Origin of the sequence: Acinetobacter sp. NIPH 298 (assembly GCF_000369505.1) — a bacterium.
GTDB lineage: Bacteria > Pseudomonadota > Gammaproteobacteria > Pseudomonadales > Moraxellaceae > Acinetobacter.
On record NZ_KB850055.1, the window covers coordinates 87,354 to 114,025 of the forward strand.

At 41.6% G+C, this 26,672-nt stretch carries 23 protein-coding genes and 1 riboswitch; of the genes, 10 read left to right on the forward strand and 13 right to left on the reverse strand.

Features of this window, described 5'->3' with window-relative positions; all coding sequences use genetic code 11:
- Nucleotides 1-56 precede the first annotated feature (56 nt).
- Both znuD and F903_RS05365 read left to right on the forward strand, forming a co-directional pair.
- Nucleotides 57-2,135, forward strand: coding sequence for a zinc piracy TonB-dependent receptor ZnuD (gene znuD / locus F903_RS05360; RefSeq protein ID WP_005195307.1), 2,079 nt, complete (start codon nt 57-59; stop codon nt 2,133-2,135).
- A gap of 117 nt (nt 2,136-2,252) precedes the next feature.
- A complete protein-coding gene (locus F903_RS05365) occupies nt 2,253-3,716 on the forward strand; it encodes a phospholipase D family protein (RefSeq protein WP_171065209.1) in 1,464 nt (487 codons plus the stop codon).
- A 35-nt stretch (nt 3,717-3,751) separates the two neighbouring features.
- On the opposite strand, the gene F903_RS05370 is transcribed toward F903_RS05365, so the two are convergent.
- Nucleotides 3,752-4,198 carry a hypothetical protein gene (locus F903_RS05370; protein WP_171065210.1) on the reverse strand — a complete coding sequence of 149 codons (447 nt, stop codon included), beginning with the start codon at nt 4,196-4,198 and terminating at the stop codon, nt 3,752-3,754.
- Between the two features lie 169 nt (nt 4,199-4,367).
- On the opposite strand from F903_RS05370, the gene F903_RS05375 reads away from it, so the two are divergent.
- Together F903_RS05375 and F903_RS05380 are read left to right on the forward strand one after the other, a co-directional pair.
- Nucleotides 4,368-4,859 (forward strand): RcnB family protein, encoded by a 492-nt coding sequence (locus F903_RS05375; RefSeq protein ID WP_005195310.1) that lies wholly within the window; start codon nt 4,368-4,370, stop codon nt 4,857-4,859.
- A gap of 152 nt (nt 4,860-5,011) precedes the next feature.
- Nucleotides 5,012-5,377, forward strand: a complete 366-nt coding sequence (locus F903_RS05380; RefSeq protein WP_005195311.1) for an RcnB family protein — start codon at nt 5,012-5,014, stop codon at nt 5,375-5,377.
- Between the two features lie 39 nt (nt 5,378-5,416).
- Here F903_RS05380 and F903_RS05385 read toward each other — a convergent pair whose 3' ends face one another.
- Complete coding sequence (locus F903_RS05385; protein WP_005195312.1) at nt 5,417-5,914, reverse strand: phosphate-starvation-inducible protein PsiE; 498 nt, start codon at nt 5,912-5,914, stop codon at nt 5,417-5,419.
- Nucleotides 5,915-6,125: 211 nt separating this feature from the next.
- A complete protein-coding gene (locus F903_RS05390; protein WP_005195319.1) occupies nt 6,126-6,836 on the reverse strand; it encodes a glutathione S-transferase family protein in 711 nt (236 codons plus the stop codon).
- A 105-nt stretch (nt 6,837-6,941) separates the two neighbouring features.
- On the opposite strand from F903_RS05390, the gene F903_RS05395 reads away from it, so the two are divergent.
- Nucleotides 6,942-7,838: a LysR substrate-binding domain-containing protein gene (locus tag F903_RS05395; RefSeq protein WP_005195322.1), complete on the forward strand. Its 897-nt coding sequence runs from the start codon at nt 6,942-6,944 to the stop codon at nt 7,836-7,838.
- Nucleotides 7,839-7,923: 85 nt separating this feature from the next.
- Here the strand turns inward: F903_RS05395 and F903_RS05400 are convergent, their stop codons facing one another.
- From F903_RS05400 to F903_RS05410, 3 genes are all read right to left on the reverse strand, one after another.
- Entirely contained in the window at nt 7,924-9,705 is a 1,782-nt protein-coding gene (locus tag F903_RS05400; RefSeq protein WP_004669552.1) for an acyl-CoA dehydrogenase C-terminal domain-containing protein, read from the reverse strand.
- Nucleotides 9,706-9,865: 160 nt separating this feature from the next.
- Entirely contained in the window at nt 9,866-11,668 is a 1,803-nt protein-coding gene (locus F903_RS05405; RefSeq protein WP_004669550.1) for an acyl-CoA dehydrogenase C-terminal domain-containing protein, read from the reverse strand.
- 335 nt (nt 11,669-12,003) lie between these two features.
- A complete protein-coding gene (locus tag F903_RS05410; protein WP_005195325.1) occupies nt 12,004-12,402 on the reverse strand; it encodes a hypothetical protein in 399 nt (132 codons plus the stop codon).
- A gap of 130 nt (nt 12,403-12,532) precedes the next feature.
- Between F903_RS05410 and baeS the strand changes: the two genes are divergently transcribed.
- Nucleotides 12,533-14,203: a sensor histidine kinase efflux regulator BaeS gene (gene baeS / locus F903_RS05415; protein WP_005195326.1), complete on the forward strand. Its 1,671-nt coding sequence runs from the start codon at nt 12,533-12,535 to the stop codon at nt 14,201-14,203.
- Between the two features lie 45 nt (nt 14,204-14,248).
- Complete coding sequence (locus F903_RS05420) at nt 14,249-14,935, forward strand: response regulator (RefSeq protein ID WP_005195332.1); 687 nt, start codon at nt 14,249-14,251, stop codon at nt 14,933-14,935.
- Nucleotides 14,936-15,060: 125 nt separating this feature from the next.
- Here F903_RS05420 and F903_RS05425 read toward each other — a convergent pair whose 3' ends face one another.
- From F903_RS05425 to F903_RS05435, 3 genes are all read right to left on the reverse strand, one after another.
- Nucleotides 15,061-15,657 (reverse strand): L,D-transpeptidase family protein, encoded by a 597-nt coding sequence (locus tag F903_RS05425; protein WP_005195333.1) that lies wholly within the window; start codon nt 15,655-15,657, stop codon nt 15,061-15,063.
- Nucleotides 15,658-15,672: 15 nt separating this feature from the next.
- The gene (locus tag F903_RS05430) at nt 15,673-17,115 is read right to left on the reverse strand and encodes a protein adenylyltransferase SelO (protein WP_005195335.1); all 1,443 of its coding nucleotides are present in this window, start codon (nt 17,113-17,115) and stop codon (nt 15,673-15,675) included.
- Nucleotides 17,116-17,265: 150 nt separating this feature from the next.
- Complete coding sequence (locus F903_RS05435) at nt 17,266-18,435, reverse strand: acyl-CoA desaturase (protein WP_004669543.1); 1,170 nt, start codon at nt 18,433-18,435, stop codon at nt 17,266-17,268.
- A 211-nt stretch (nt 18,436-18,646) separates the two neighbouring features.
- On the opposite strand from F903_RS05435, the gene F903_RS05440 reads away from it, so the two are divergent.
- Nucleotides 18,647-19,174 carry an META domain-containing protein gene (locus tag F903_RS05440; protein WP_005195336.1) on the forward strand — a complete coding sequence of 176 codons (528 nt, stop codon included), beginning with the start codon at nt 18,647-18,649 and terminating at the stop codon, nt 19,172-19,174.
- Nucleotides 19,175-19,204: 30 nt separating this feature from the next.
- On the opposite strand, the gene F903_RS05445 is transcribed toward F903_RS05440, so the two are convergent.
- The 3 genes from F903_RS05445 to F903_RS05455 form a co-directional block, all read right to left on the reverse strand.
- Nucleotides 19,205-19,924 (reverse strand): glycerophosphodiester phosphodiesterase, encoded by a 720-nt coding sequence (locus F903_RS05445; protein ID WP_005195337.1) that lies wholly within the window; start codon nt 19,922-19,924, stop codon nt 19,205-19,207.
- Between the two features lie 20 nt (nt 19,925-19,944).
- Nucleotides 19,945-20,532: a cob(I)yrinic acid a,c-diamide adenosyltransferase gene (locus F903_RS05450; protein WP_005195338.1), complete on the reverse strand. Its 588-nt coding sequence runs from the start codon at nt 20,530-20,532 to the stop codon at nt 19,945-19,947.
- Between the two features lie 91 nt (nt 20,533-20,623).
- Nucleotides 20,624-22,435 carry a TonB-dependent receptor plug domain-containing protein gene (locus tag F903_RS05455; protein WP_005195339.1) on the reverse strand — a complete coding sequence of 604 codons (1,812 nt, stop codon included), beginning with the start codon at nt 22,433-22,435 and terminating at the stop codon, nt 20,624-20,626.
- A gap of 36 nt (nt 22,436-22,471) precedes the next feature.
- Nucleotides 22,472-22,685: riboswitch (cobalamin riboswitch) on the reverse strand.
- Between the two features lie 118 nt (nt 22,686-22,803).
- Between F903_RS05455 and F903_RS05460 the strand changes: the two genes are divergently transcribed.
- Together F903_RS05460 and trpB are read left to right on the forward strand one after the other, a co-directional pair.
- Nucleotides 22,804-23,463 carry a phosphoribosylanthranilate isomerase gene (locus tag F903_RS05460; RefSeq protein WP_005195340.1) on the forward strand — a complete coding sequence of 220 codons (660 nt, stop codon included), beginning with the start codon at nt 22,804-22,806 and terminating at the stop codon, nt 23,461-23,463.
- On the forward strand, nt 23,444-24,688 hold the full coding sequence (gene trpB / locus F903_RS05465) for a tryptophan synthase subunit beta (protein WP_005195341.1): 1,245 nt from the start codon (nt 23,444-23,446) through the stop codon (nt 24,686-24,688). The genes F903_RS05460 and trpB overlap by 20 nt, the downstream gene beginning before the upstream one ends.
- A 65-nt stretch (nt 24,689-24,753) precedes the next feature.
- Here the strand turns inward: trpB and F903_RS05470 are convergent, their stop codons facing one another.
- The gene (locus F903_RS05470; RefSeq protein ID WP_005195342.1) at nt 24,754-26,529 is read right to left on the reverse strand and encodes a bifunctional metallophosphatase/5'-nucleotidase; all 1,776 of its coding nucleotides are present in this window, start codon (nt 26,527-26,529) and stop codon (nt 24,754-24,756) included.
- Nucleotides 26,530-26,672: the final 143 nt, after the last annotated feature.

A 26,672-nucleotide genomic window follows, 5' to 3' on the forward strand; every position in this document is an offset into this window, starting at 1 on the left:
ATTAAGTGAAATGTTATAGTATAACAATTAATATTTGAGCTGATCCGAGACACGGTATGTCATTTTCAAAAAGTATTCTGACTTTATCTATATTAGCTGCTGCATCAGTATCATCATTTGCAGCAGAAAATGAGCAAGTTAAAACATTAGAAACAATACGAATTAAAGCGCATCCGCTTGAGCAAACTTCACAGGACTTTGCGGTTGCAGATACGGTGGTTGATCAAAAAACTTTAGCGCAAGGTGCGGTAACCATTGGGGATGCATTAGCCAACGAAGTTGGTATTTATTCTAACCAGTTTGGTGCTGGTTCAAGCCGTCCTGTGATTCGTGGACAAGACGGTACACGTGTTAAAGTGTTGCAAAACTCCTCTGAAAATATTGACGTTTCAACCCTTTCACCTGACCATGCAGTAACTGTCGATCCAGCATTGGCTTCGCAGGTTGAAGTGATTCGCGGGCCATCAACATTATTATTTGGCGCTGGTACTGTCGGTGGTTTGGTCAATGTAACGGACAACAAAATCCCTACCAAAATGCCAGAAAAAGGCTATGAAGGCAATGTGGGTCTACGTTACAACACGGGCAGTGATGAAAAACTAGCAAGTGCTGGTGTAACTGTCGGTTTAGGTGACCAAGTTGCCTTGCGTGTTGAAGGACTCAAGCGCGAAGCAAATGATTATATCGCTCCTAATTACTTCCATGAGGGCGAAAAGGAACGTCGAGTCGACAATACTTTTGCGGAAGGTCAAACGGTAAATGTCGGTTTGTCTTGGATCTATGATCGTGGTTTTACTGGTATTTCATATAGTAACCGTCAAGATAAATATGGTTTGCCTGGACACAGCCATGAATATGAAAGTTGTGATGCGCACCTAACGGGACGACCTCACTTACATTGTGGCGATCATGATCATGGACATGGCGGTCATGATGACCACGACCACGACCACGACCACGACCACGAACATGCACATGGCGGGCCATGGATTGACCTAAAGTCTGAGCGTTATGACTTCCGTACAGAGTTAGACGATCCATTTGCAGGCTTTAAAAAGATGCGTGCGCAAGCAAGCTATACCGACTATCGCCATGATGAACTTGAAGAAGATACCATCACAACCCGATTTAAAAATAAAGGTTATGATGGGCGTTTTGAGCTCGTTCATAACCCACTCGGTGCATGGGAAGGTGTGATTGGAACGCAATACAGTCAGCAAAAACTCACATTAACAGGCGAAGAAGCATTCTTGGCACCAAATACCACCAAGAAATGGAGTGTATTTGCTTTAGAACACGCACAATTCAATGATGTCCATGTTGAACTCGCAGCACGTGCGGATAAACAAAAGATCGATATTGATGATTCAAGCAAGAAAGATTTTGATGGCTCAGCTTATTCATTCTCTGGTGCAGCCAACTGGGAATTTGCCCCAGATTACAAGCTGTCTTTTGTTGCCTCTCATCAACAACGTTTGCCAATGGCACAAGAGTTGTACGCAAATGGCAAACACTTTGCGACCAATACCTATGAATTGGGTAATGATCAGTTGAAGAAAGAAAAATCAAACAATCTAGAACTTGGTTTCCATTATGACAATAACAAGTTTGATTACCATGTACACGTCTACCATAACTGGTTTGATGACTACATCTTTGCACAAACTTTAGATCGTTACGAAGATTTCCGTTTGGTTGAATATACGCAAGATAAAGCGCGTTTCTACGGTGCAGAAGCTGAAGCAGGCTATCAAATCTCACCAATCTATAAAGTCAGCTTATTCGGTGACTATGTACGCGGCAAGATCGACAATGAAAATGCACCACGTGTACCAGCTGGTCGCGTCGGAACTAAAGTAAAGGCTGATTTTGGTGATGGATACAGCGGTTCGGCTGAGTACTATCATGTATTCCAGCAAAATAAGATTGCAGCATATGAAACAGATACCCAAAGTTATAATATGTTGAATCTTGGTGTGGCGTATTCAGGTCAATATAGTAATGCTGGGGATTATCGTGTCTTCCTAAATGCCAATAACGTTTTGGATGAAAAGGTGTATCAACATGCTTCATTCTTATCGACGATTCCACAAGTTGGGCGTAACTTTACTGTAGGTGTGAACTTTAGCTTCTAAGCTTAAGTAAAATTGATTATAAAACTTTGATTTTATAAACGATCACCAAATTAGCATTGAAAAATCAAAGCATAAGCTCTAGCCTTAACTCATTAGGCTAGGGCTTTTTCTGTTTATATGCGTATCTTCCAACGAATCCATCAAAAATTAAACTGGTCAGGTCGGCGTTACATGGCAGTCATATTGAGTATTTTGGTGATTGGGTATCTTGCTTCTGCAATTTACCATACCGTAAAACCACTTCCGAAAGGATTGGATTTTACTGGTCAACTACGGCATGCCAATGTGAAGTTCTTAGCTGATCAGACCTATCTAGATGCTCAGGGTCAGCAGCAAGTTGATCAGCAGATTTTTAAAGCAGTGTTTCAGTTGATTGAAGATGCGAGAAGCACCATTGTTTTGGATATGTTTCTATTCAATCAAGAAGTGGGCGCATCTAAAGTAAAGCAGTTTACCTTGATGCAACAGTTGACTGACGCTTTGATTGCCAAGCGCCATGAAAATCCATTGATACAAATTGTGGTGATTACAGATCCGATTAATTCTGTTTATGGTGGGCTTAAACCAAAGCATTATGAACAACTCCGCCAAGCAAACATTGAAGTGATCGAAACCGATTTAAAACCATTGCGTGCATCGAATCCGCTATGGTCGGGATTTTGGTATATCTGTTGTCAAGATGTCGGCAATAATCCTGAAAAAGGCTGGCTAAAAAATCCATTTGGTGAGCAGAAGATCACGCTACGCAGTTATCTCGCATTGTTTAATTTTAAAGCCAATCACCGTAAAACCTTGGTAGTGGATACTGAGGCAGGTTGGAAAAGTCTAGTGACTTCGGCGAATCCACATGATGGAAGTTCGCATCATAGCAATGTCGCTTTGGTGGTCGATGGTGCTACAGCGATTGATATGCTGCAAACTGAACAGGCGGTTGCGCAAATGTCGCAGGGGGGAAGCCCAATTGTGATCATGGGTGAGCTAACGGAAGATAAAAGCTTGCCCCAAGTTCAGGTGCTGACTGAAAAAGCAATTTATGATGCAGTATTGGAAATGATAAACACCGCTAAACAGGATGAACATTTGGATATCGCGATGTTCTACTTGTCTGAACGGAAGATTATTTCAGCATTAAAGCAAGCTAAACAGCGTGGTGTCCGCATCCGTATGGTGCTTGATCCGAATAAAGATGCATTTGGTCGTCAAAAGAATGGTATGCCAAATCGACAAGTGGCTTCTGAACTCAATGCTGTTGGTATTCCAATTCGCTGGTGTGATACGCATGGTGAGCAATGCCACAGTAAAATGCTGTTGAAATACAATTCTCAACAAGCTGAGTTGATTTTGGGTTCTGCAAACCTAACGGCACGCAATCTGAAAAACTATAATCTTGAGACCAATATGCGTGTGATTGGTTCAGTTCAAGCGCAAGTGTTTAAGGATGCTGGACAGTATTTTGATTCTTCTTGGACCAATGCCAATGGTCGCCAGATCAGCGTTGAATATGCAAAATATGCTGACGAGTCGAAAACCAAGTACTGGGTGTATCGTTTTATGGAATGGTCGGGGCTATCGACTTTTTGAAGAAAAAAGAAAAGAGGCGTAATGCCTCTTTTTAATTATGGGCTTGGCGGAATCAGCTGATCCAAATCTTTATCGCTTAACTTTTCTAATTCATTGAGATCGGTTTTAATTGCCCACTGCTTTTCATCATCAACAGGATTCGGCAAACGACCTTCTAACCAGTCACAAACGACATCCGGCGTAAAGTCTGCATGATTACATTGAATCACCCAAGCTAAAAAGTCTTTGGCTTCACCATTCATATACGGTGGTGGCGATACAGGAAAGAATTGTGTCGGTAAACGTTCATTGGTGGATAAATAATTCAGTACATGCCCTAGCTCTTGAACCGTTTGCCAAGCGAGTGGATGTTGTACATCAATGCTAAATTTAAACCACCACGCATGTTGACCATCTGAGCCATGCGCAACAATACGAGACTCTTGAACGCTAGGAACATTACAAAAAAATTGATAGAGACGATCAAAGTTCATTTCCGACACAGCTATTGACTCAAAACTGAAAAATGGATTCTAGCATATTCTAAAAGTGAGCTAAAAATGGCCTCCTTATTTCATCCTCAATCTGCGCTAAAAAGTATAGAAAGGTAACAGTCACTGCTGTTTTTTTGTTCTAAAATAAGACAATAGTACTCAATATGGGGGGAGCGCAATGCTGCAATCTAAATATTATCATTATGCTTTGATTGGTGTGTTCAGCTGTTTCCCTACACTGCTGTATGCCGACAATGCTTGGGGTGGTTATGGTGGAGTAGAACGTCGTTCATACCATCAAACTTCGCCGTCTTATCAAGCGCCTGCGCAAGACCCATTTGCATTTTCAAATCAGCGCTATACCCCTACAGCACCGCCGAAAGGATATTACTATCAGCCTTACCAAAACAACCATCCTTATCCTCACTATCCACAGCCGCGAGTACGGATAGAGTATTATCCAGATACTCAAACTGAGTACCGCTATAGCCGAGAGTCTTTCGTAGTCGGCAATGCCTTGCCGAGTGAGTTTCGTAGTGAGCGTTATGTGGTTCGGGATTGGGGATATTATTCATTGCGCGAACCACCAAAAGGGCGACACTGGGTGATGGTTGATGGTCGTTACTTTCTGGTCACCAATGATAACTTCACCATTGAGATTATTCGTTGATGAATAGAAGTGTTGGAGATCTGCTCAGGTGATAGCTCTCCACAATTTCTTGGATATCATTACAAAGCTTTGCAATGTCCTTTGTTTTATTCATGGTTTCTCCTTGAGTTTCTTTTAATCTGAGTTCAGATCAAAACACTGAGGATCAAAGAATGAAAAAGACATTGGTATTGCTTGTTTCAGCCCTTATGCTAGGCATGTCAGCATCTGCGATGGCGGACTCATCAAATCGTTGGAAAAACGAGCATAAAGATCGTTACGATCAACGCTATGATCACCGCCAAGACCATCGTAATCCGCCACATTGGTCAAATGCCAACAAAGGGCATCATTATGGTCAACGCATTAGCTTTAACCGTGGAGAACGTTTACCATCACAGTTCCGTAGTAGCCGTTATGTCGTATCAAACTATCGCCAGCATCGCCTGTATCAACCACCGCGTGGTTATAAGTGGATGCAAGTACAAGGTCGCTATGTGCTAGTCGATTCCAAATACCGTGTGTATCGTGTTGCATAAGTATGGTCAAAAATCCAAGCAGGCATTTGCCTGCTTTTTTTATGCCAGTTCATCATCTTGCGGTTTTGGTGTTTTGTTGGCAGCTAAAGTTTGTTCTTGATCTTTACCGCGAAGTACAGAAGGATAATGCCATGATGCAAAACGCACTACCAATATGGCGGCCGCCAAAATCAAGATAGAGCCAGTAATGATCACTAAATCCATGGATGCTTTATGATTATGTTGAATATCGGCAATTAGAAGGCGAGTCAGTGCGGTAATGGCGATATAAATCAGAAAGCGCACAGGCATGTGATTGGTTTTGAAATAGATACCGACCATGGCACCGAGTTCAAGATAAATAAACAGCAGTAGGATATCGTCAATCGTTGCGTATTGTTTAACCGTCAGCATTTCGATGATGGTATGCACTGCTGACCAAGCAATCATACAGCCGATAATAAACAGCGCAGTATAATGAAAAGCCTCTACCGCATAGTGGCCTAGACGATCGAATAAGCGGTGATAGCTTGCAAGTTTATCTTTTTGAGTAGACATAGCAATAACGACTCTCAGCATGATGATAAGAATGTTATGCAAGTTCTGTGCTGTTTTTATGAAAAGTGAATATAAAAAACTGCTTAAACCAAATGATTTAGGCAGTTTTGATTAGCTTCGTAAAAATTAAGCTTGATTGGTGAAGTAATCTTCACTGAAGTTCATCATTAATGAGCTAATGGAATAATTTCAGTGATGTAAGTCGAAGACGTTATTTTAGGTTAGGGTATTGTTGTAAGATTTTTTCAAGTGAGACATGACCTAAAAATTTGCCCGAACTCCCAGTGGGGTGTTGTTGTTCGATCGCATGTGCAAACTGAGTGGCTGCCTGTTCTTGTAGCTGCTGATAAAGACGTTGGCAGTTTGGAAAATGATCAATATCAATCACATTGTGATATTTTAACCATCGGGCAATGCCTGCATAGTAAGCGTCTGCAAAAGACTTTTGTTCACCTAGTAGCCATTCCTGTCCTGTTAACGCATGTTCTAAAGCAGTGAATGCCTTTTCAGCTTGTGTGGTTCCATACGCTCGTAATGCTTGTGTTGCATCTTCAGATGATGGATGTTCAAGGCTATACCACAACGGGCTGAATGCATTGAATAAGGTGGTATTCAAGAATGCGAGTTTTTGATTAAACAGATTAAATGCTTCAGTCCCTTGTTGATAATGAAAAGCTGTATTTGAGCTTTTTGCGATAAGATGATTCAAAATCGCCATGCTTTCGGTTAAAACTTTACCACTGTCGTAGAGTAGTGCAGGCGTTTCACCCAATGGGTTGATTCGATAGTATGCCTCGGTATTGCTTTGAGCTGGCATTTCTATTCTGCATAGCTGATAGGGTAAGCCAGACCATTCCAGCGCAACAATTGAACCAAATGAACAACCAGAAGGGATACCGTAGAATAAAGTGAAAACTGACATGATGTTTACTCATTCATTGAAGATAGAGTTATCTTAAGACAGCGGAAAGGTTTCGAGTAGTCAGGTATTATGAAACCTATTGTCTACATATATGGACATTGGCTTATGCGACTCAGACAAAATTTAAATGACGTTTTTCTATTTGTAATCGCAGTAGAGCATCAGGGATTTTCTGCTGCAGCAAGACAGCTAAATATTCCTAAATCCACGGTAAGCAAGCGTGTTGCGATATTGGAAGACAAATTAGGTCTAACACTGATTCATCGCAGCTCAAGAAGTTTTTCTCTGACTGAGGCAGGGCAAATTTTTTATCGACATGCTAAAAATGCGGTAGATGAGTTCCGTTACGCTGAAGAAAATTTGCTAATGCGTCAGCAAGAACCCAGCGGTGTAGTACGACTGAGTGCTTCTGTCCCTGTCGCACAGTATATTTTATCTGATTGTTTGCCTGAACTCGCAGAACGCTATCCTAAACTACTTTTACAACTTGAAGTGACTGACCGATATGTTGATGTCATGAATGAAAACTTTGATATTGTGATACGCAGTCATTTCCATACCTTGGCAGACTCAGGTTTAATTCAGCGGGTACTTAGCCATGAAAATATTATCGCAATTGCTGCGCCGTGTTATTTAGCCAAAGTCGGCTCAATACATGAACCTCAAGACCTCGTGAATCATGCTGGGTTGTGGTCAGACATGCAAATGAATCCGTGGCATTTTCAGCATCGCTCAGGAGAGGAGTGTTCTGTTCGTCCGAATATCCGTTTTATGGCGAATGAGACTGAGGTGTTAAAAGGGGCTGCTAAGCGCGGTATCGGGATCGCATTATTGCCAGAAGCCTTTTGTACACCTGAATTGTCTGATGGAGGTTTGGTTAATGTTTTACCTGAGTGGTATGCAGGGAGTGTAACTACCAGTTTATTGATGCCGACAAGACGTGGATTATTACCGAGTGTCACGACTACGGCTGATTTCCTCGTTGAAAAATTAAAAAAATAAAAATGCGTTTCACCGATATGTAAATTTGATTGGAACATAAAAAAAGCGCCTGAATAATCAGACGCTTTTTTGTTTACTTAGATGATCAAGCTTGATTGGTGAAGTAATCTTCACTGAAGTTCATTAGTAAGTCAGAACCTGCTTCAACTTTCTTAATGCGTGAATCTAACTCAGGCAAGATACGCGTTACAAAGTATTGCGCTAAGGCAAGTTTGTTTTGGTAGAAATCACCAGACTTGTCTTTAGCTGCCGCAGCAATCTTAGCGAACATATAAGCAAAGCTGAGTAAGCCAACCGCATGCAAGTAATCAACTGCAGCAGCATTCGGGAAGTCTACATTTTCAGCCGCTTGTTCAATAATGAACTGGGTAACTGCTTCAATTTCAGTTGCAGCATCTAGTGTTGCATCTTTAATGAAGTTTAAATCAGCATCTAAGGTATTCGCAAAGTCACGGATTTCAGTGATGTATTCTGCAATGAATGCACCGCCACACTTAATGGTTTTACGACCAATTAAGTCTTGTGATTGAACACCGTTGGTACCTTCGTAGATTTGAGCAATACGAAGATCACGAATACATTGTTCCATACCCCATTCACGAATATAACCGTGACCACCAAAGACCATTTGTGCATCTAAAGTCGCTTGGAATGCGGTATCCGTAAGGTATGCTTTTGCGATTGGTGTTAACAATGCAACACGGTTGTTGGCTTGCTTTACTGCTTCAGGATCAGTCGAGAACTTGGTGATATCCAGTTGTTGACCGACATAGACTGCAAATGCACGAGAAGCTTCATTGTTAGCACGTACGTTGAGTAGCATACGACGAACATCGCCATGTACTAAGATGCTGTCAGCAGGTTTGTTTGGTGATTGAGCACCGGCAGCGCTACGACCTTGTAAACGGTCAGTCGCATATTGTGCTGCATTTTGATAGGCAAATTCAGAAGCACCAAGGCCTTGGATACCCATAGACAAACGTTCGTAATTCATCATCACGAACATTGCTGCAAGACCTTCATTTTCTTTGCCAACGAGGTAACCTTTTGCACCGTCAAAGTTCATGACACAAGTTGCAGAAGCTTTGATCCCCATTTTGTGTTCGATAGAACCTGGACCAACTGGGTTACGTTCGCCTAAAGAACCATCTTCATTTACAAGGTACTTCGGTACGATGAATAAAGAAATACCGCGTGAGCCAGCAGGGGCATCAGGGGTTTTCGCAAGCACGAGGTGAATAATGTTTTCTGCTAAATCGTTATCACCACCAGTGATGAAGATTTTAGTACCCGTAATGTTATAAGTACCGTCTTCGTTACGTTCAGCTTTAGTCTTGATAATACCTAAATCAGTACCCGCATGTGGTTCTGTTAAGCACATGGTACCTGACCATTCGCCAGAATAGATCTTAGGTAAGTAAGTTTCTTTTTGTGCTTGTGATGCATAGCTGTTTAACGCCATACCAGCACCCACAGAAAGCAGTGGGTAAAGCATGAATGATGGATTCGTCGCAAATAACATCTCATCAGAAAGTACAGTCAGCATTTTTGGCATTGCTTGACCGCCCCATTCTTCTTCAGCACCTAAACCAATCCAACCGCCTTCAGCGTATTGACGGAAGGCTTCTTTAAAGCCTGTAGGTGTGAATACTTCACCATTTTCCCAACGCGCGCCTTCTTCATCACCTGTGCGGTTAAGCGGGTGAGTGACGTTTTGAGCAAATTTAGCCATTTCTTCTAAAATTGCTTCAGCGGTTGCAGCATCTACATGAGCAAGTTTCTCATTAGACTGCCAAAATTGTTCTGCTTTAAATACATCATTTAAGATGAATTTCATGTCTGCTAAAGGCGCGTTGTAAACTGGCATAATCGTTCCCTTATACGCACAACTTATGTGCAAAGTGATCAAATAAAACGAAGAAATAAATCAATGCTATAAATTTAGCACTGATTAAACAAAAAAAGGACGGTCAAAACTGACCAGTCCTTTTTTTGTGATGAACGTTGCATCCCATTCTAATCTATGATTAGAACGCGAAGTGTTCCGCATCGAGTTCAAACAATGGCTCAACACCAGTTGAAAGTACATCTACGTGAGAACGAACGCGTGGCAAGATCTTCTTGAAGTAGAAGCGAGCTGTCGTGATTTTCGCATTGTAGAAGTCAACTTCAGTTGTACCTTCAGCCAATTTCTCTTGAGCTACAAGCGCCATGCGTGCCCATAAGTATGCAAGTGTTACATAACCAGCGAAGTATAAGTAGTCAACCGCAGCTGCACCCACTTCATCAGGGTTTTGCATCGCACGCATACCGATTTGCATAGTGATGTCGCCCCATTCTTTGTTCGCCGCAGCCAATGGTGCAACAAATTCTTGCATCGCAGCATTGTCTTTGTTTGCTTCAACAAATTTATGGATGATCTTGGTGAAGTCTTTCAGCATTGCACCTTGAGTTTGCAATACTTTACGACCTAACAAGTCAAGTGCTTGAATCTCAGTTGTACCTTCGTATAAGCAAGCGATACGTGTATCACGTACGATTTGCTCCATACCATGTTCAGAAATAAAGCCGTGACCACCAAAGACTTGTACACCGTGCTTCGCAGATTCAGAACCAGTTTCAGTTAAGAATGCTTTAGCAATTGGCGTTAATAAAGACAAGATGTTGTCAGCAAACTTACGCTCTTCTTCAGTTTCGCCTTTTTCAACGATATCTGCATATTGAGCCAATAAGTAAACAAGTGCGCGACCACCTTCAGCAAATGCTTTTTGCGTTAAAAGCATGTTACGAACAGCAGGGTGAACGATAATTGGATCAGCGTCTTTTTCAGGTGCTTTCGGACCTGAAAGTGAACGCATTGCTAAACGATCTTTCGCATATGCTAAAGCACCTTGGAAAGAGCCTTCAGATGCAGCAAGACCTTGAACTGCCGTACCAATACGTGCTGTGTTCATGAATGTGAACATGCAGTTTAGGCCGCGGTTTTCTGGTCCAATCAAGTAACCTTTTGCTTGATCAAAGTTGATCACGCAAGTTGCGTTACCATGGATACCCATTTTGTGTTCGATAGAACCACAACGTACAGCGTTACGCTCGCCAACTGAACCGTCAGCATTTACAAGGAACTTAGGTACGATGAAGAGTGAAATCCCTTTCGTGCCTTTAGGTGCACCTGGTAAACGAGCAAGTACGATATGGATGATGTTGTCAGCCATGTCATGTTCACCAGCAGAGATAAAGATTTTCTCGCCAGAAATTGCATAGCTACCATCATCATTTGGTTCTGCTTTAGTACGAATAATACCGAGGTCTGAACCAGCATGAGACTCTGTTAAGCACATTGTACCTGTCCAAACACCTGATACAAGGTTTGGCATATAAGTCGCTTTTTGCTCATCAGAACCATGGTGTTCAATTGTACGAACAGCACCATGAGAAAGACCTGGGTACATACCCCAAGACCAGTTCGCTGTACCCACCATTTCAGAGATGGTAATCCCTAAAGAGTTCGGTAATGCTTGACCGCCAAATTCTTCATCTGCAGAAAGAGAAGGGAAGCCAAGTTCGATATATTTTTGATACGCTTCTTTAAAGCCAGTCGGTGTAGTAACAACACCATCATTCCAAGTACAACCTTCGCGGTCGCCTGTTTGGTTAATAGGAGAAAGTTCGTTCTCACAGAAATCAGCCGCTGCTTCTAGATATTGATCAACCAATTCACGGCTTACTGTGTCTTGAAATGCAGGAAGTTTCGCGTAATGTGCTTCAGCATTTAATAATTCGTGCAATACGAACTGCATATCACGTAAGGGTGCTTTGTATTGTGGCATAGCGGGTTCCTCAATACTGGTTAAACCAGAGTTATAATCTTAGTCAATGATAAATGTGCCCAATGGCACCATTTTGTACCGCTAATCGTGCAACAAGTTATAGTTCGGTACAAGCTCTTGCAGGTCATTTCTTAGTGACTGCTAAGTCAAAGTTTGTGATGTCACCTGCTCAAACCATTAGATTGTAGCGGTTTTATTGTTTTTTACTCCAACTGCTTACTGAAAATCGTAAGCAGCTGTGTATCAGGTATTGGGCCTTCATTTATTCATGCTACTCAATGGCGCACACTAAAAAGGCGCTTAGTGCGCCTTTGAGGAAATCCAAATTAAGTTGTTTAATTGCTTTGACGTTTATATTGCGATTTTTCAGGGCTAAAGCGCATTTCACATTTGCCTTGAATGGTACGTTGTTGCCATCGTACGTTAACAGTTTGCCCTGCTTTTTTGCCGACACAGGCTTTTTCAATTAATGCGCGCTGTTGTTGGCGTTCTTGACGGATTTTCCCTTGTTGATGTTGGCGGTGATCACGTTTTGCTTGCCATTCTTTACGTTGTTCTGGTGTAAGCTGTGGGCGTTGTTTGTGATCACGATAGTCACCGTCTCGTTGCATTTGATATTTACCATGATGGTGTCTTTCATCTGCATATTTGCTTGGTGGTGTTGATTGGCATGCAGTTAAAGCAAACATGGATCCGAGTAGTGTAGTCATAAAGGCAACTTTTGTTTTGTTCATTGTTTTATCCAGCAAATAGGTTGTGATTTGATGGTTAAAGATTAGATAATAAACATGAAGAAACAATGGAGAGTTTTTTTGGACCATGTTGGTTACAATCCATAAATAGAACACTATTGAGACTTAGCTTTTGAATGTTCGTCGTATTCCGATAGCCTTACGTTTATTTCTGACTGTGCTACTGACCACTTTGTTGATCGCAACGATCAGCTTGGGTGTTTTGCATTGGACCATGCAAAAGAACTTTGCACGTTATGTTGCTGATGTAGAAATGCAGAAGCTCGATCGACTGATTGCCAACTTAGCCAATGTGTATACGATTTATCATGATTGGGGCAATGCGGTTCAGGCACAAATTTTACAGATTGAAGGTACTGCTGCGCCTGACGATTATGATCGTTTATCTCAGTGGTGGTTGCGTCGTCAATATGATATTGCACTGCAACAGCGCTATTTTAATGAGCATACTTTATTAAACCTTTCTCCAGCTTTGACTCAAAACAATACTGAAATAAGAAATCGTCAGATTTTTAATGAAGAAGAACTCAGTGTTTTAAAGCAGAATTTGCCTTCTGAATACCAACCCTTTGAGGGCTTACGCTTTCCGCTCAGTCCAAGTCAATTTCGTCTAAAGAAAGAAGGCTCAGAAGGTGAACAGGAAAGTAAATCGAACAATGTGAATGCGCAAGGGAAAAAGCGCTTTGTATCCATTCCTGATCGTCTGGGGCTAAGTTCTCGACTATCTTTATATAATGAAAAACAACAATTTATTGTGGGTGAGCCAACCACAGATCAAATTTCGTATCGTCCGATTATGGTTGAGCAAAAGGTGGTGGGCTATCTCGGCTTAAAGCCTGTGCTAGATCAAGATGATGCATCAAGTATTAACTTTTTTAGCAATCAAAAGCGCTATTTACTTTTAGTATACGCATTAACAGTGTTATCCAGTATGGTGGCTGCTTTACTGATGGCCGCTTACTTTAGAAATCCGATTCGTCGTTTGCTTGATGCCACATTGGAGCTGACGCGAGGCAATTATCAGTACCAAGTTAAGATTAGACGAAATGATGAATTGGGTGATTTGTCCAATCAGTTGAACCATTTGGCTGATATTCTGCATCAACATGAACAATCACGCCGTCAATGGGTCGCCGATACTTCACACGAGCTAAAAACCCCATTGGCTGTATTGCAAGCGCAAATTGAGGCGATGCAAGATGGGATTCGTAAAGCGACACCAGAGCATTTAGATGCAATGATGCGACAAGTCGCCAGTTTAAAGAAGCTGACGCAGGATTTGGCCGATTTAGCGCAAGCCGAAGCACAACAATTGAAATGTTATTTTGCTGAAGTGAATCCTTGGGATGTGGTGTTACAAGAAGTTGAGAATTTTAAGTCAACCTTTGAACAACATCAGTTGGAAGTATTGCTTGCAGGAGAGGATGCAACTTTATCTTTAGATCGAGATCGGTTTAAACAGATTATCGTGAATTTATTAGGCAATTGTGTCCGCTATACCGAACAGGGTGGAAAAATACAGATTCACACTCAACAAGATGAGCAACAATGGATATTGTATGTAGACGATAGTCCATTTGGGGTCAATGACGAACAATTGGCACGACTAGGAGAGCGTTTCTATCGCGTCGATGACTCACGTACCCGCAGTACAGGTGGAACAGGTTTAGGCTTGGCACTTTCATGTAAATTGGCACAGGCATTGGGTGGTTCGTTGACTTTTGATCATTCACCATTAGGTGGATTGCGTTGTGTGCTGACTTTTCCCAAACAAATGAAATAACGTTGAGATCCTCTTTTGCTTGAGGATAATGAATAGGATGAAGACATGAAACATATTATGTTGGTTGAAGATGAAGTGGAACTGGCGCAGTTGGTTCGTGATTATTTAGAAGCGGCTGGTTTTGAAGTCAGTATGTTTCATGATGGTCAGGAGGCTTATACGCATTTTCAACAACGCAAACCAACCTTGATGATTTTAGATTTGATGGTGCCACGGATGGATGGTTTGACCATTTGCCGTAAAGTACGTGAACAATCAGATTTACCCATCATTATGGTGACAGCCCGTACTGAAGAAATTGATCGAGTTTTGGGCTTAAACATGGGGGCAGATGATTATATCTGTAAACCGTTTAGCCCGAAAGAGTTGGTTGCACGTGTGCAAGCGGTTTTACGCCGTTTAGAACGTAAAGCCGAGCCTGAGCAAAATGATTTATTCCGTATTGATAAAGCACAGCAACGGATTTGGTATCAACAAAAAGCGTTGACCTTAACCCCGACAGAGTTCCGTTTATTGGAGCTATTTTTAGAGCACTTAGGGCAGGTGTATTCACGTGCGCAGTTATTGGATCACATCAACCCGGATAGTTTTGATGTGGCAGACCGTGTGATTGATAGTCACATTAAGAATCTGCGCCGCAAGATCTCTGATGCTGCCGAAACAGGGAATCGTCATGAATGGATTCAAGCTGTGTATGGCGTAGGCTATCGTTTCGAATATCCTGATGAGTAAATAAAAGTTTATCCTGTGGGCAACCCTTGCGCCACTACAATCGTGGCTCATATCCACAGAAAATGTGGATAGTTTTCTTTATATAGTACTGCTTATATCTACTGCTAGTCTAGATTGTTTCGATATTATGGATGAATCTTAATTTTGGTATTGTTATCCACCAATTGCCAGATTTCATCCATATCAATATTGCGTACAGCGATGCAGCCTAAAGTCCAATCGCCTTGTGGCATATAGGTTGCACTTGAGGGGATCGCCGTCCGATCTTTGGGCACCGTGCCGTGAATCATAATATCGCCACCCGCAGATTGACCATGTTGCTGTGCATAGGCAAGGTCAGCTTGATTGGGGTAAGAAATATGCAGTGATTTATAAAAAGCACTTTGTGGATTGCGCCAATCAATTCGGTATTCACCTTCAGGCGTTTTTCCATCACCTTCAAATTGTTTATGCCCAATTGGATCAAAGCCTAAACGCATCGGATAATCACGTACGATTTCATCATGGTGTTTAAGATGAAGACGACGTTTTTCTTTAAAGACTTCGATCTCGGTAATTGGCTTGCTTTGTTTAAGTTGCTGAATCTCTTCGGTCGAAAGTGCTTTGGGCACGTGTGTTTGCTGTGTCGAAATCGAACTGGGGAGGTATTGTTTATAATGATAAACCACAACGCCAATGATGATTAGAATTACAATAATGCATAGTGCCAGCCAAACTTTCATTAATTGAACCTCTTTTTAAGATGAACAGCTCACTACAACTTCAGGCACATCACTTGGCAATGGTGCGATATCTTGTTCAGTTTCTAAATCAGGTTGCTTCTGATAAGGCTGATTGAGCAGTTGAAATAGACGTTCTACCTCACTAAAATCACCGCGTTCAGCCAGTTCGATGGCTTTTTGCGCCATATGATTGCGTAAAATATAGTGTGGGTTTGCCTGTTGCATCGCCAGATCCAATTCATCAGTGTCTTGATGCTGACGAATGTTTTGATAACGTGTGAGGAAGTTATCAAACTGTTGCACATCGATACAATCATCTCTCAAAGCTTTGTACTCGTGTTGCTGTAAACGAATAAAGCTTTGGGTGTAATCCAGTTGCTCTGATTGCAGGATTCCGAGGAAAGCAAAACTACAATCTAAACTGTCTTTATGAAAATTTGGCAAACCCATCTTTTTACATAATCCTTGACCATAATATTGTAAAAAGGTCGGTTCATATTGTTCTAAACATTGCGCCAAATCATGTTTGAATTGTTCTTTATCTTCAGGCTTTGCCAATGGAATTAGTGTATTTAACCATTTCCAAAGATTCCAATGTCCAATACTCGGTTGGTTTTGATAAGTATATCTGCCTTGATAGTCCGAATGATTGTTGATCCAGTTCGGTCGGAAGCGTTCTAAAAATCCATAAGGCCCAAAATCTAGGGTTGAACCAGTAATGTTTAGATTGTCGGTATTCATGACACCGTGTGCAAAACCGACAAGTTGCCATTGGGCAATCATCAGTGCGGTTCGATCAATCACCGCTTGAGCAAAAGCGAGAATTGGCTGTTCAGCATTTAAACATTCTGGATAATGCCATTCGATACATTTTTGTGTGAATTCTGGCAAAAGTTCAGGTGCGTATTGATTGATCCACTCAAAATGCCCAAAACGAATATGACATTCTGAGGTGCGTAATAACATTGCCCCCAGTTCTAATGTTTCACGTTGGACCCCTTGGGTCGAGGTGGTAAAACCAACTGCATGACTTGAGGCGATACCCAAGGCATTGAGTGCATGGCCAGCTAAGTACTCACGAATGACTGAGCGAAGTACCGCACGACCATCACCCATACGAGAGTAGGGGGTCGCACCAGCACCTTTGAGATGTAGGTCTATGGTTTGACCTTGCTGATTTAAAATTTGCCCAATCAACAAACCACGGCCATCTCCAAGCTGCCCAGCCCACTGTCCAAACTGATGACCTGCATAGACCATTGCCAATGGGGTGAATTCGGAAAAAGTTTTTTGCCCACTACAAATCTCAACCCAGTTGGCTTTATCTTCTTCACTCCATTGCAATTCGTCAGCTAAGCTTTCATTGAAATGTCCTGCTTTCGCACCACGTAAGGGGGTGGGCTGTTGCTGATGATAAAGCTTGGAATCGAGAGACGCATAACGTGGGTTAAAATGCATAAGATAGAAATCTTGAAAGGGCAGAGCAAAGACTATAGCAAATTTTGATTTGAGTCGCGATTAAAGCCGTGTAAGGGGGGCTGCTTGTACATGCACTTAGGCATAAAAAATGGCCCCATAAAGAGACCATTTTAGAAATTATTTAGTCAGTTATTCAGAAACAGGCGCTTTTTTGATGTTGCGCATTAAGGTTTCTAAACATTCACGATGGTGGCTTAAACGATGTTCAAGCAATTGGAAATCGACTTTCAGCTTGTGGTCGATTTGATGGATTCTTTCAGCCATCGCTGCTTTTTTCGCTTGAAGCTCTTGTTCTTTCAATTTTGCCCAATCATTTAAGGTATGGGTAAATGCTTCATATTCTTGAGCAATACGTTGTTTCATTTGTACGATGTCAGTATTGACGTCATGCCCATAAATCGCCAAATCCTGTTCAGCATATTTAAAGCGCATTGCAAGCTCAGCTTTTTTGATATTAAAGCTTGGAATACGGCGTAAATTTTTGGCTAAACCGAGTTTAGAACTGGTCCAAATCAACCATTTTGTTGGGTCATACTGCCACCATTTCACGCCGTTACGATAATCGTATTGGAAAATGTGGTGATAGTTATGATAGCCCTCACCCCAAGTGAAAATAGCCAAGACAAAATTGTCACGTGCAGTATTTTCATCGGTATAAGGACGTTTGCCCCACATGTGGCAAAGTGAGTTGATAAAGAAGGTAACATGATGGCTAATGATGAGACGCAGTAAACCACCAAGTAAAACCACACCCCAAATATCGCCGACAGCCCAACCAATACCACCTAAGACACCAACATGGACAGCAATCACCAGTGGGACATAGTATTTATGTTGGAACATCACCAATTTATCATTCAATAAATCAGGTGAGTTTTTATAGTCAGGTTCAGATGGTGAGTGATCACGAATCATCCAGCCTAAATGAGCATACCAAAAGCCGCGTTTAATTGAATACGGGTCTTGATCAATGTCATCGACATGACGATGATGAGTACGGTGACCTGAAGCCCAAAACAAAATACTGTTCTGAACTGCAAAAGTACCGCCAATCATCAGTAAGATTTTGAGTGGTAATGCCGCATCATAAGCACGATGTGCCCAAAGACGGTGGTAACCTGCTGTAATTCCTAAGCTACTTAAAGCCAAAAGGAAAAACAAACTGACCCAAGCACTTACACTAAAATCATAATAATAAGCATATAAAGGGATTAAAATAGCAGCAAGAATTGGAGTTCCAATTAAGGTAATGCTAGCAGTCCAGTTAATGGGTGCTTTTTTGAGTGGGGCGGAATTCATATCCGTCAGCGCTCCTAATAACCTTGTTCACACAAGATAATAAAACTAAACGAGATAGCAAGACCAATCATGACGATATATTGCTATTTTAGTCCTGATATTAACATGCTCAAATCAATAAGCACTAGTATTATTCTACAGTTGTATCGAAAGAACCGTAACAGAATTCGTTTACCACATCGGCTTATCTATTAAAAGGTGAAACAAATCAATGTCTGAGCAAATTATCGTGAAAAATCCCATTTACGCTTTGAAGGCATATGTTCACAAAACTTTAATACTTTCTGCTGTTTTGATGCTTGCCGCTTGTCAAAGTCAACCAACTCAAATGCAAAAGAAGACCTTACAAACCAAACATGGTAACCAACTACCGAGTTTGCAGGTTCGTAAGAGTATAGATGGAATACAAGATGTTGATTGGCAAATTACCATGATCCAGAACAAGCGTGCGTTGTTCTTTAACCAATACCCGAGTTTTTCGCTGAACTCAATTAGCAAGAGTGTTTCTGGGCATACGGGTTGCAATAATATGTATGGGGGCTACACCTTTGATTTTGCTCAGCGTAAACTTGATTTTGATGTGAGAGCTGGTCATTTGAGTTGTAATAAAGCATTGGCACAAGAGGCCGATCTATTAGATGCCATTCAACGTGTTCAGCGTTTTCAATTTGATGGAACTCATTTGTATTTGCTAGATGCAAAAGGGCAGCGTTTGATTCAGGCACAAAAGAAAAAATAGAGGAAAATGGTGGAATTTATTCCACCATTTCTATAAGGATAAATGTTGCAACATGGTGCTTGGAATATCAGTAATTAAGCCATGGATGCCTAACTGCTGTAAGTGTTTAGCTCGTTCTATATCGTTGACTGTCCAAACACTGACATTTAGATCTGCTTGGTGAGTGAGTTTAATCATCTCATCTGTTGCAAGTTGATCTTTCCAACCTATTTGATGACACCCATATTGCTGAGCCAATTCAATTGCATGTCCAGCGATGGGAATCTCAACCAATAAACCACGTTTAAAATGACTCTGATACTGTTGTAATGCCGCAAAAATTTTGACATCAAAACTGGTAATAATTGCCGTTTTCTCAAAGTCTTTAAGGTCTTGGTGTAGCTGGATAATCAGCTTTTCCGCAGCAGCTTCATCAGGCACCGCTTTAATTTCAACTTCGATATGCTCAAAGTCGGTTAAGCATGCCATGACTTGCACTAAACTCGGCGTGTATTCTGGTTCAGCCCAAGTTTGCCATAGATGGCGATGGTCGAATTGTTGAGCCTGAGCTAAGCTGCAGCTTTCGACATGCTGCGACAGACCTGTGGTACGAATAAAGTTGTCATCGTGAATTACAACCAGTTGCTCATCTTCAAGTTGTCGAACATCAAATTCGACAGCACGGACGCCAAGACCATGCAGATAATGAAAACCACCTAAGGTATTTTCTGGTGCTTCACCACGTGCTCCACGATGACCGATGATTCGCATTTATGTGCTGCCTAATATGGTTATTCTGGATCAATACTGTCATTAATATTTTTCTGCCACAACACTTCACTGCCACCTTCAGCACGTTGTAATGCACGAGAAGCGACAAATAACCAATCTGATAGACGATTGAGTAATTGTAATGCGGTTGCTTGGATATTTTGGTCACGTGCATGCACTGACATCAATGCGCGTTCTGCACGACGACATACCGCACGTGCTTGATGTGCATAGCTACACGCTAAAGTACCTGAGGGTAAAATGAACTCTTTCAACATCGGTAAGGATTCATTCATGCGATCAATTTCTTTTTCTAGAAATTCGATACAAACAGGTTGAAGCAGGTGGTAGTTTGGAATACAAACTTCGCCGCCTAAATCAAAGAGCCAATGTTGAATCAAGCTCAGGCTTTGGTCCCATTGATGTTTATCACTGATTTGACTCGCGCTAATTTGTGAGCGAAGCACGCCAATCGTCGCATTGAGTTCATCGACATCCCCCAAAGCGGTGATACGTAAGTCATCTTTGGCAACACGTGAACCGTCGCCTAAACCTGTTGTGCCTGAATCACCTGTACGTGTATAGATTTTACTTAAACGATGTCCCATCGGATTTCCTAAAATAAAAAAGAGGCAATGCGGTCAAGACATTACCTCGAAACTGGAGTTAAGAAAATATGTTTATGATGTTATCGCAAGATTAATAACGGAATGTGACACCCGCTGAAGCTAAGCGACCGCCATTGATGTAATAACCGCCACTACCATATGCTGTACGATATTTTGAATCACCTACATTTTGAATGTTCGCAAAGACATCGACATTTTTATTTACTTTGTACTGTCCATGCATGTCTACGCGGAAATGTCCAGGGATTTGAACATCGTCAAAGGCAGTGTTATCGTAATCATCATTCGCAAGCATCGTGGTCGAGAAAGTATATTGTTCATCTGTCCAACCTGCAGTCAATGAAACACTTTGGCGAGGTCGTCGGCTAAGGTCTTCATCTGTCTTTTTATCTTTGGCACGAACATAGCTATAACCTAAATTAGTATAGAGATTGTCACCTTGCCATTTGATATAACTTTCAGCACCTTCGATTTTAGCTTTATCAATATTCACCATTTGATAGGTGACAGGATCTGAATTAATCAGATCATCCACTTTGGTAACAAATGCAGAGAGTCCAGCATTAATTCCATAGTTAAATTTCTGATCTATTCCGATTTCATAAGAAATACTTTCTTCTGGTTTAAGGTCAGGGTTGCCACCCCAACCATACATATCGTTAAAGGTCGGTGCTTTAAATGCACTGCCAATATTGGTGTAGATGCTGGTTAATGGTAAAAGTTGGTAACGAATACCGCCTTGTGCGACTGTATGTGTTCCAAATTTTTCATTGTCTTCAACACGAACACCAACCTGCGTATTAAATCCATGATCATTGTATTGATGTTGGATGTAATAGCCTGTTGAATCTACATCCTCTTTAATAGAGGCGGTTTTTGCATCAGTATTACGGAATGTTGCTCCAACAAGGATGTTTTGATACTTTGCTAAATTATAGACTGTATAGAGTTCAGCTTCTTCTGTGGTGCTATGTACAAAGCTTGGGCTATCCACTTGATCAAGATCATCTTTAAATTGAGATAGCCGAGCATGTATATCGAATTGTTCATTGATCGATACACGACCTTTTAGGTTAATACTTTGATTTTTGAAGTCTTGGCTGGTCATTGTACCGAAATTATCATAGGTACTATTGCCTTCATTTTGACTAAAATCCACAGAGGTTGCGACACGATTAGAATCATAGCCTACTTTCGTACTGTAGCCTTTTTGATCATAGGGCGCACGTTCAGCATTGGCAACTTCTTTAATAATAGTGCCATCAGTTTCTAAACGTTGACCGCGAATTTGTGTATAAAAACCATTTTCGGCAAGATCAGCACCAACAATTGCTTTATAAGTATTGTGTTCACCCATTTCACCTGTCACAAAGGCAGAGGTTTTCTCAGGTGTTTTAGAAATAAGTTGTACCACACCACCAATCGCATCTGTTCCATACAACACCGATGCTGGACCTTTTAAAACCTCAATACGCTGTAAGCCAGTTGTATCTAAAAATGGTAGTGAGGCTGCACCTGTAGTAGCGGTATTTAAACGGACACCATCAAGTAACACAAGTGTTTGGTTGGAGTTTGTACCACGTAAAAAGATCGAGGTTTGTTGTCCGTAGCCACCCAATTGTACTACATTGGCTGCCGCTTCTCGTGCCAATAGATTTGGTAAATCCGCAATCGGAGATTGCTCAATTGTTCTTTCATCAATAACGGTTATTCTTGCGGGCACGTTTTTAATTGATTCAGGTGTTTTTGACGCTGTTACAACAATGGTATCAAGTGAAGCTATTTTATCAGTTGTTTGTTCTTGAGCAAAAGCAGGAGAGGAAAACCCCATCGCAATAGCGATAGCACCAACTAAACGAGTCGGTTGAAAAGTAGTAGACATGATGTTGCTCCATACATTCACCCTTCGTGAATGTTTGCGTAGAAGATAACAACAAGCAGGTCTCCGGACTTCACTATATCATCACAATAATGATGCTATTAATCATCTTCCCACATCATTCAGATGCAGTGATTTGGCGTAGAGCTAAGATTAATAATACGGTGTTACCGTTGCGAGGGCAGTGTTGGACTTACACCAACTTCCCTATAAGCAAAAGAAATTGCTTTAGACTTGTTGCAAAATTTATCAAAGTATAAAGTGTTAACGTTTTTTAAACAATCGCATTTCGGAATGAACTTTGCCCTATGAAGGTCAAATTGCATTACAATATGATGGTTTAAAAGTATTCATTTAAAATTGGACATGACATGCACCAAATCCAACTGCGAACTCGCGCCAAGATTTGTGGAATTACCCGAGCACAAGATATTCAGGCTGTAGTGCAAGCTGGTGCGGATGCGATTGGTTTGGTGTTTTTCCCACCGAGTCCACGTCATGTCAGCATTGAACAAGCTCAATCATTAGCAGTGCTCGTTCCGCCGTATGTACAATTGGTGGGCTTGTTTGTCAATGCAAGCCCCGCAGAAATACAAACGGTGCTTGATTCAGTTCCTTTGGATGTATTACAACTACATGGTGATGAAACACCTGAACAATGCCAACAGATTGCTCAACACTGCAAGCGTCGTTGGTATAAAGCGATTCAGGTAAAACCAGATATCGATGTTGTGACCGAAATTCAACGTTATCAAGCTGCGGGTGCTAGTGCAGTCTTATTAGATGCATGGCATCCTGAGTTAAAGGGTGGAACAGGGCACAGCTTTGATTGGAATCAATTTCCACAACTAGATATTCCACTAATTTTGGCAGGCGGACTAACCCCTGAAAATGTGAGTGAAGCTATTGATACTACAGCTGCTTTTGCTGTGGATGTCAGCGGAGGCGTAGAGTCCGCAAAAGGTATAAAAGACCAACAACTCATTGAAAAATTTATGCAAGGAGTCCAACGTGGATCAGCAAAATCTTAGTCAAAAAAATCAGACAATTGACTATACCCAGTTTCCAGATGCTCGAGGGCATTTTGGTATTCATGGTGGACGTTTTGTGTCAGAGACGCTGATGGCTGCACTTGAAGATTTAGAAAATCTTTATGGTCGTATGAAAAATGATGCACAGTTTTTGGCAGAATTTGACCGTGATCTTGCGTTCTATGTTGGTCGCCCTAGCCCACTTTATCATGCAGAGCGATGGTCACAGCACCTCGGCGGTGCGCAGATTTACTTGAAACGTGAAGACTTAAATCACACAGGTTCACATAAGGTCAATAACACCATTGGTCAGGCCTTATTGGCAAAACTATCAGGTAAAAAACGTATCATTGCAGAAACAGGCGCTGGTCAGCATGGCGTTGCGACAGCAACGATCGCAGCGCGTTTAGGCCTTGAGTGTGTGGTATTTATGGGCGCGGAAGATGTTAAACGTCAAGCGATGAATGTATACCGCATGCGTTTACTCGGTGCGAAGGTTGTGCCTGTGCAAAGCGGTTCAAAAACATTGAAAGATGCCATGAACGAAGCGATGCGTGACTGGGTCACCAATGTGGATAGCACTTATTACGTGATTGGTACCGTGGCTGGTCCACATCCATATCCGCAGCTAGTTCGTGATTTCCAGTCGATTATTGGTCGTGAAGCGCGCCGTCAAATCCAAGAGCAAGCAGGGCGTTTACCTGATGCTTTGGTGGCTTGTGTTGGTGGCGGTTCAAATGCAATGGGCTTGTTCTATCCATTCTTGAATGATCAAGATGTGAAAATGTACGGTGTTGAAGCTGCAGGCTATGGCATTGAAACAGGCAAGCATTCGGCACCATTGAATGCAGGTCATGTGGGTGTATTACATGGCAACCGTACCTACTTGATGTCGGACGAACAAGGTCAGATTATTGAGACACATAGTATTTCAGCAGGTCTTGATTATCCAGGTGTAGGACCAGAACATAGTTTCTTAAAAGATATGCACCGTGTTGAATATGTGCCGATCAATGATGAAGAAGCGTTACAAGGTTTCCGTGATTTAACCAAGATCGAAGGGATTATTCCTGCGCTTGAAAGCGCTCATGCCATGGCCTATGTCACCAAACTTGCGCCAACGATGTCTAAAGATCAAATCATTATTGCCACTGTCTCAGGTCGCGGTGATAAAGATTTGATGACTGTTGCACGTATTGATGGTGTGGAAATGGTTGAGATGTAAATCTCAGCGGAATAAAAAAACAGGGAAGCAAATGCTTCCCTGTTTTTTTTATTGTCTAAAACCTATTATTGAATCAGTTTGATACGATTTGTCGCAGGTGCACTAAGCGGTGAGTTTTGAGTCACGTATTGCTCTAAAACATCAATATCTTGTCCGCCACCGATTGGGTTCTTCCCTTGTTTTAAAACTGTGAAGTTATCACCACCATCGGCAATAAAACTATTCACAGTAACGCGATAGACTTGAGTATCGACCAAAGCTTGTCCTGCAATCATGATATTGCTGGTGCGAGGAGATACTGCGGCATCTTGTTTATACGAATAACTGAATTCTTTTGACGGCTGTAATATCCGAGTGGTTGCCGCATTGGCACCAGACCATTGTTGTTCTAATAGCTCACGAATTTGTTTGCCTGTGAGACTCAGCGTGACTAACGAATTACCAAACGGTTGTACGCTGAATACATCACCGAAGGTAATCTGATTACTACTATTAATCAATAAGTCTGCGCGTACACCACCCGCATTCATCAATGTAAAATCTGAACCTTGATTGCTGGCTGCAAGTGCTGCCGCTTGTTGAGCATCCGCGATCAAATTACCCAGCGCGGTTTCGCCACTTTCAGTACGATTACGATCAATAACAGTGCTTGCTGATCCGACCACGCGTGCGGAAATAGTCGCAACGGCTGGACGGTATTTATCTAATATCGCTTCGATACTTTGTGTTTTACTAAACTTTTGGTATAGATCCGTTAAGCTGACCGTGGTCGTCCCAGAGGTATAGCTTTCGCTTTGCACAGGAACTTGGGTCGCGTCTTTCTTGATCACATCACCTGTTTTTCCATCTAGTTCGAGTTGGATATTGGTAATGGCTGTGCCGTATTGTCCTGCAGATGTGAGTAAGAACGGTTTTTGTGGATTTTGGGTTGCATAGTCACAGATATAAGATTGATGTGTATGACCCGATACGACAACATCAACCGCAGGATCTAAGCGTTCCAATACATCGATTAATGGGCCACTCAACCCATCACAGGTTTTCTTGTTGAATTTGGTACTTGGCGCAACGCCTTCATGCACCACCACCACAATCGCTTCAATCCCTTGTTTCTTTAACTCAGGAATCAATGCATTGACGGTATCTGCTTCATCATGAAAGTTGACATCGGTAATACCAGCAGCAGAAACGATGCTCGGAGTTGCCTCTAAAGTAAGCCCAACAAACGCAACAGGGATGCCACCATAAGTTTTGACTTTATAGGCAGGAAAAAGCGTCTTATTTGGATCGGCCTTCATGGAAACATTGGCAGCGAGAAAGTTAAACTTTGCCCCAGTGAAGTTTGGATTGATTTGACATGGCTTAGTACTGGTGTATTGCTGACAGCCACCATTTTGTAAACGACGAAGTTCATCGGTTCCACGATCAAACTCATGATTTCCAACCGCATTAAAATCGATTTGAATGTCATTCATTACTTCAATGGTCGGTTCATCTAAGAATAACGATGAGATTAATGGGGAAGCACTAATTAAGTCACCAGCCGAGACCACAGCATTATTGGGATATTGTGCCCGTAATTTTTTGATTGCATCGGCAAAATAGCTGACACCACCAACAGGTATCTGTACCGTTTTACTATGGTCATGTGGATCATCTGCTTCAATAAAGCGTTTAGGTGGTTCTAAATTGCCATGAAAGTCATTAAAGGCAAGAACATTGATACTTTGATTTTTTCGTTCGGTTTTGGGTGCTTGATTATCATCACTATCATTACAGGCGGTTAGCGCCAACAGCATTACACACAATGCATTTACTTTAAAAAGAGTACGCGTCTTCATGATTTTTTGATCAAGTGGTATAAGATTGTTTTTAAAGATAAAACTTATGTATGAATATTTGATGAAATATTGAACTTTAATGCGAATGAAATGAAGATCGAGTGAAGTTGAAATATGCTCAAAAATTGTGAATGGTTTTGAGT

Excerpts from the sequence above, each read along its gene's own strand:
- F903_RS05455 (WP_005195339.1), bottom strand. The coding sequence starts at position 22,435 with ATGTCTACTACTTTTCAACCGACTCGTTTAGTTGGTGCTATCGCTATT.
- F903_RS05385 (WP_005195312.1), bottom strand. The coding sequence starts at position 5,914 with ATGTCTACTCAAAAAGATAAACTTGCAAGCTATCACCGCTTATTCGAT.
- F903_RS05460 (WP_005195340.1), top strand. The coding sequence starts at position 22,804 with ATGCACCAAATCCAACTGCGAACTCGCGCCAAGATTTGTGGAATTACC.
- F903_RS05470 (WP_005195342.1), bottom strand. The coding sequence starts at position 26,529 with ATGAAGACGCGTACTCTTTTTAAAGTAAATGCATTGTGTGTAATGCTG.
- F903_RS05375 (WP_005195310.1), top strand. The coding sequence starts at position 4,368 with ATGCTGCAATCTAAATATTATCATTATGCTTTGATTGGTGTGTTCAGC.
- F903_RS05430 (WP_005195335.1), bottom strand. The coding sequence starts at position 17,115 with ATGCATTTTAACCCACGTTATGCGTCTCTCGATTCCAAGCTTTATCAT.
- F903_RS05425 (WP_005195333.1), bottom strand. The coding sequence starts at position 15,657 with ATGAAAGTTTGGCTGGCACTATGCATTATTGTAATTCTAATCATCATT.
- F903_RS05440 (WP_005195336.1), top strand. The coding sequence starts at position 18,647 with ATGTCTGAGCAAATTATCGTGAAAAATCCCATTTACGCTTTGAAGGCA.
- F903_RS05365 (WP_171065209.1), top strand. The coding sequence starts at position 2,253 with ATGCGTATCTTCCAACGAATCCATCAAAAATTAAACTGGTCAGGTCGG.
- F903_RS05395 (WP_005195322.1), top strand. The coding sequence starts at position 6,942 with ATGCGACTCAGACAAAATTTAAATGACGTTTTTCTATTTGTAATCGCA.
- znuD (WP_005195307.1), top strand. The coding sequence starts at position 57 with ATGTCATTTTCAAAAAGTATTCTGACTTTATCTATATTAGCTGCTGCA.
- F903_RS05435 (WP_004669543.1), bottom strand. The coding sequence starts at position 18,435 with ATGAATTCCGCCCCACTCAAAAAAGCACCCATTAACTGGACTGCTAGC.
- F903_RS05390 (WP_005195319.1), bottom strand. The coding sequence starts at position 6,836 with ATGTCAGTTTTCACTTTATTCTACGGTATCCCTTCTGGTTGTTCATTT.
- F903_RS05445 (WP_005195337.1), bottom strand. The coding sequence starts at position 19,924 with ATGCGAATCATCGGTCATCGTGGAGCACGTGGTGAAGCACCAGAAAAT.
- F903_RS05420 (WP_005195332.1), top strand. The coding sequence starts at position 14,249 with ATGAAACATATTATGTTGGTTGAAGATGAAGTGGAACTGGCGCAGTTG.
- F903_RS05450 (WP_005195338.1), bottom strand. The coding sequence starts at position 20,532 with ATGGGACATCGTTTAAGTAAAATCTATACACGTACAGGTGATTCAGGC.
- F903_RS05400 (WP_004669552.1), bottom strand. The coding sequence starts at position 9,705 with ATGCCAGTTTACAACGCGCCTTTAGCAGACATGAAATTCATCTTAAAT.
- F903_RS05410 (WP_005195325.1), bottom strand. The coding sequence starts at position 12,402 with ATGAACAAAACAAAAGTTGCCTTTATGACTACACTACTCGGATCCATG.
- F903_RS05405 (WP_004669550.1), bottom strand. The coding sequence starts at position 11,668 with ATGCCACAATACAAAGCACCCTTACGTGATATGCAGTTCGTATTGCAC.
- F903_RS05380 (WP_005195311.1), top strand. The coding sequence starts at position 5,012 with ATGAAAAAGACATTGGTATTGCTTGTTTCAGCCCTTATGCTAGGCATG.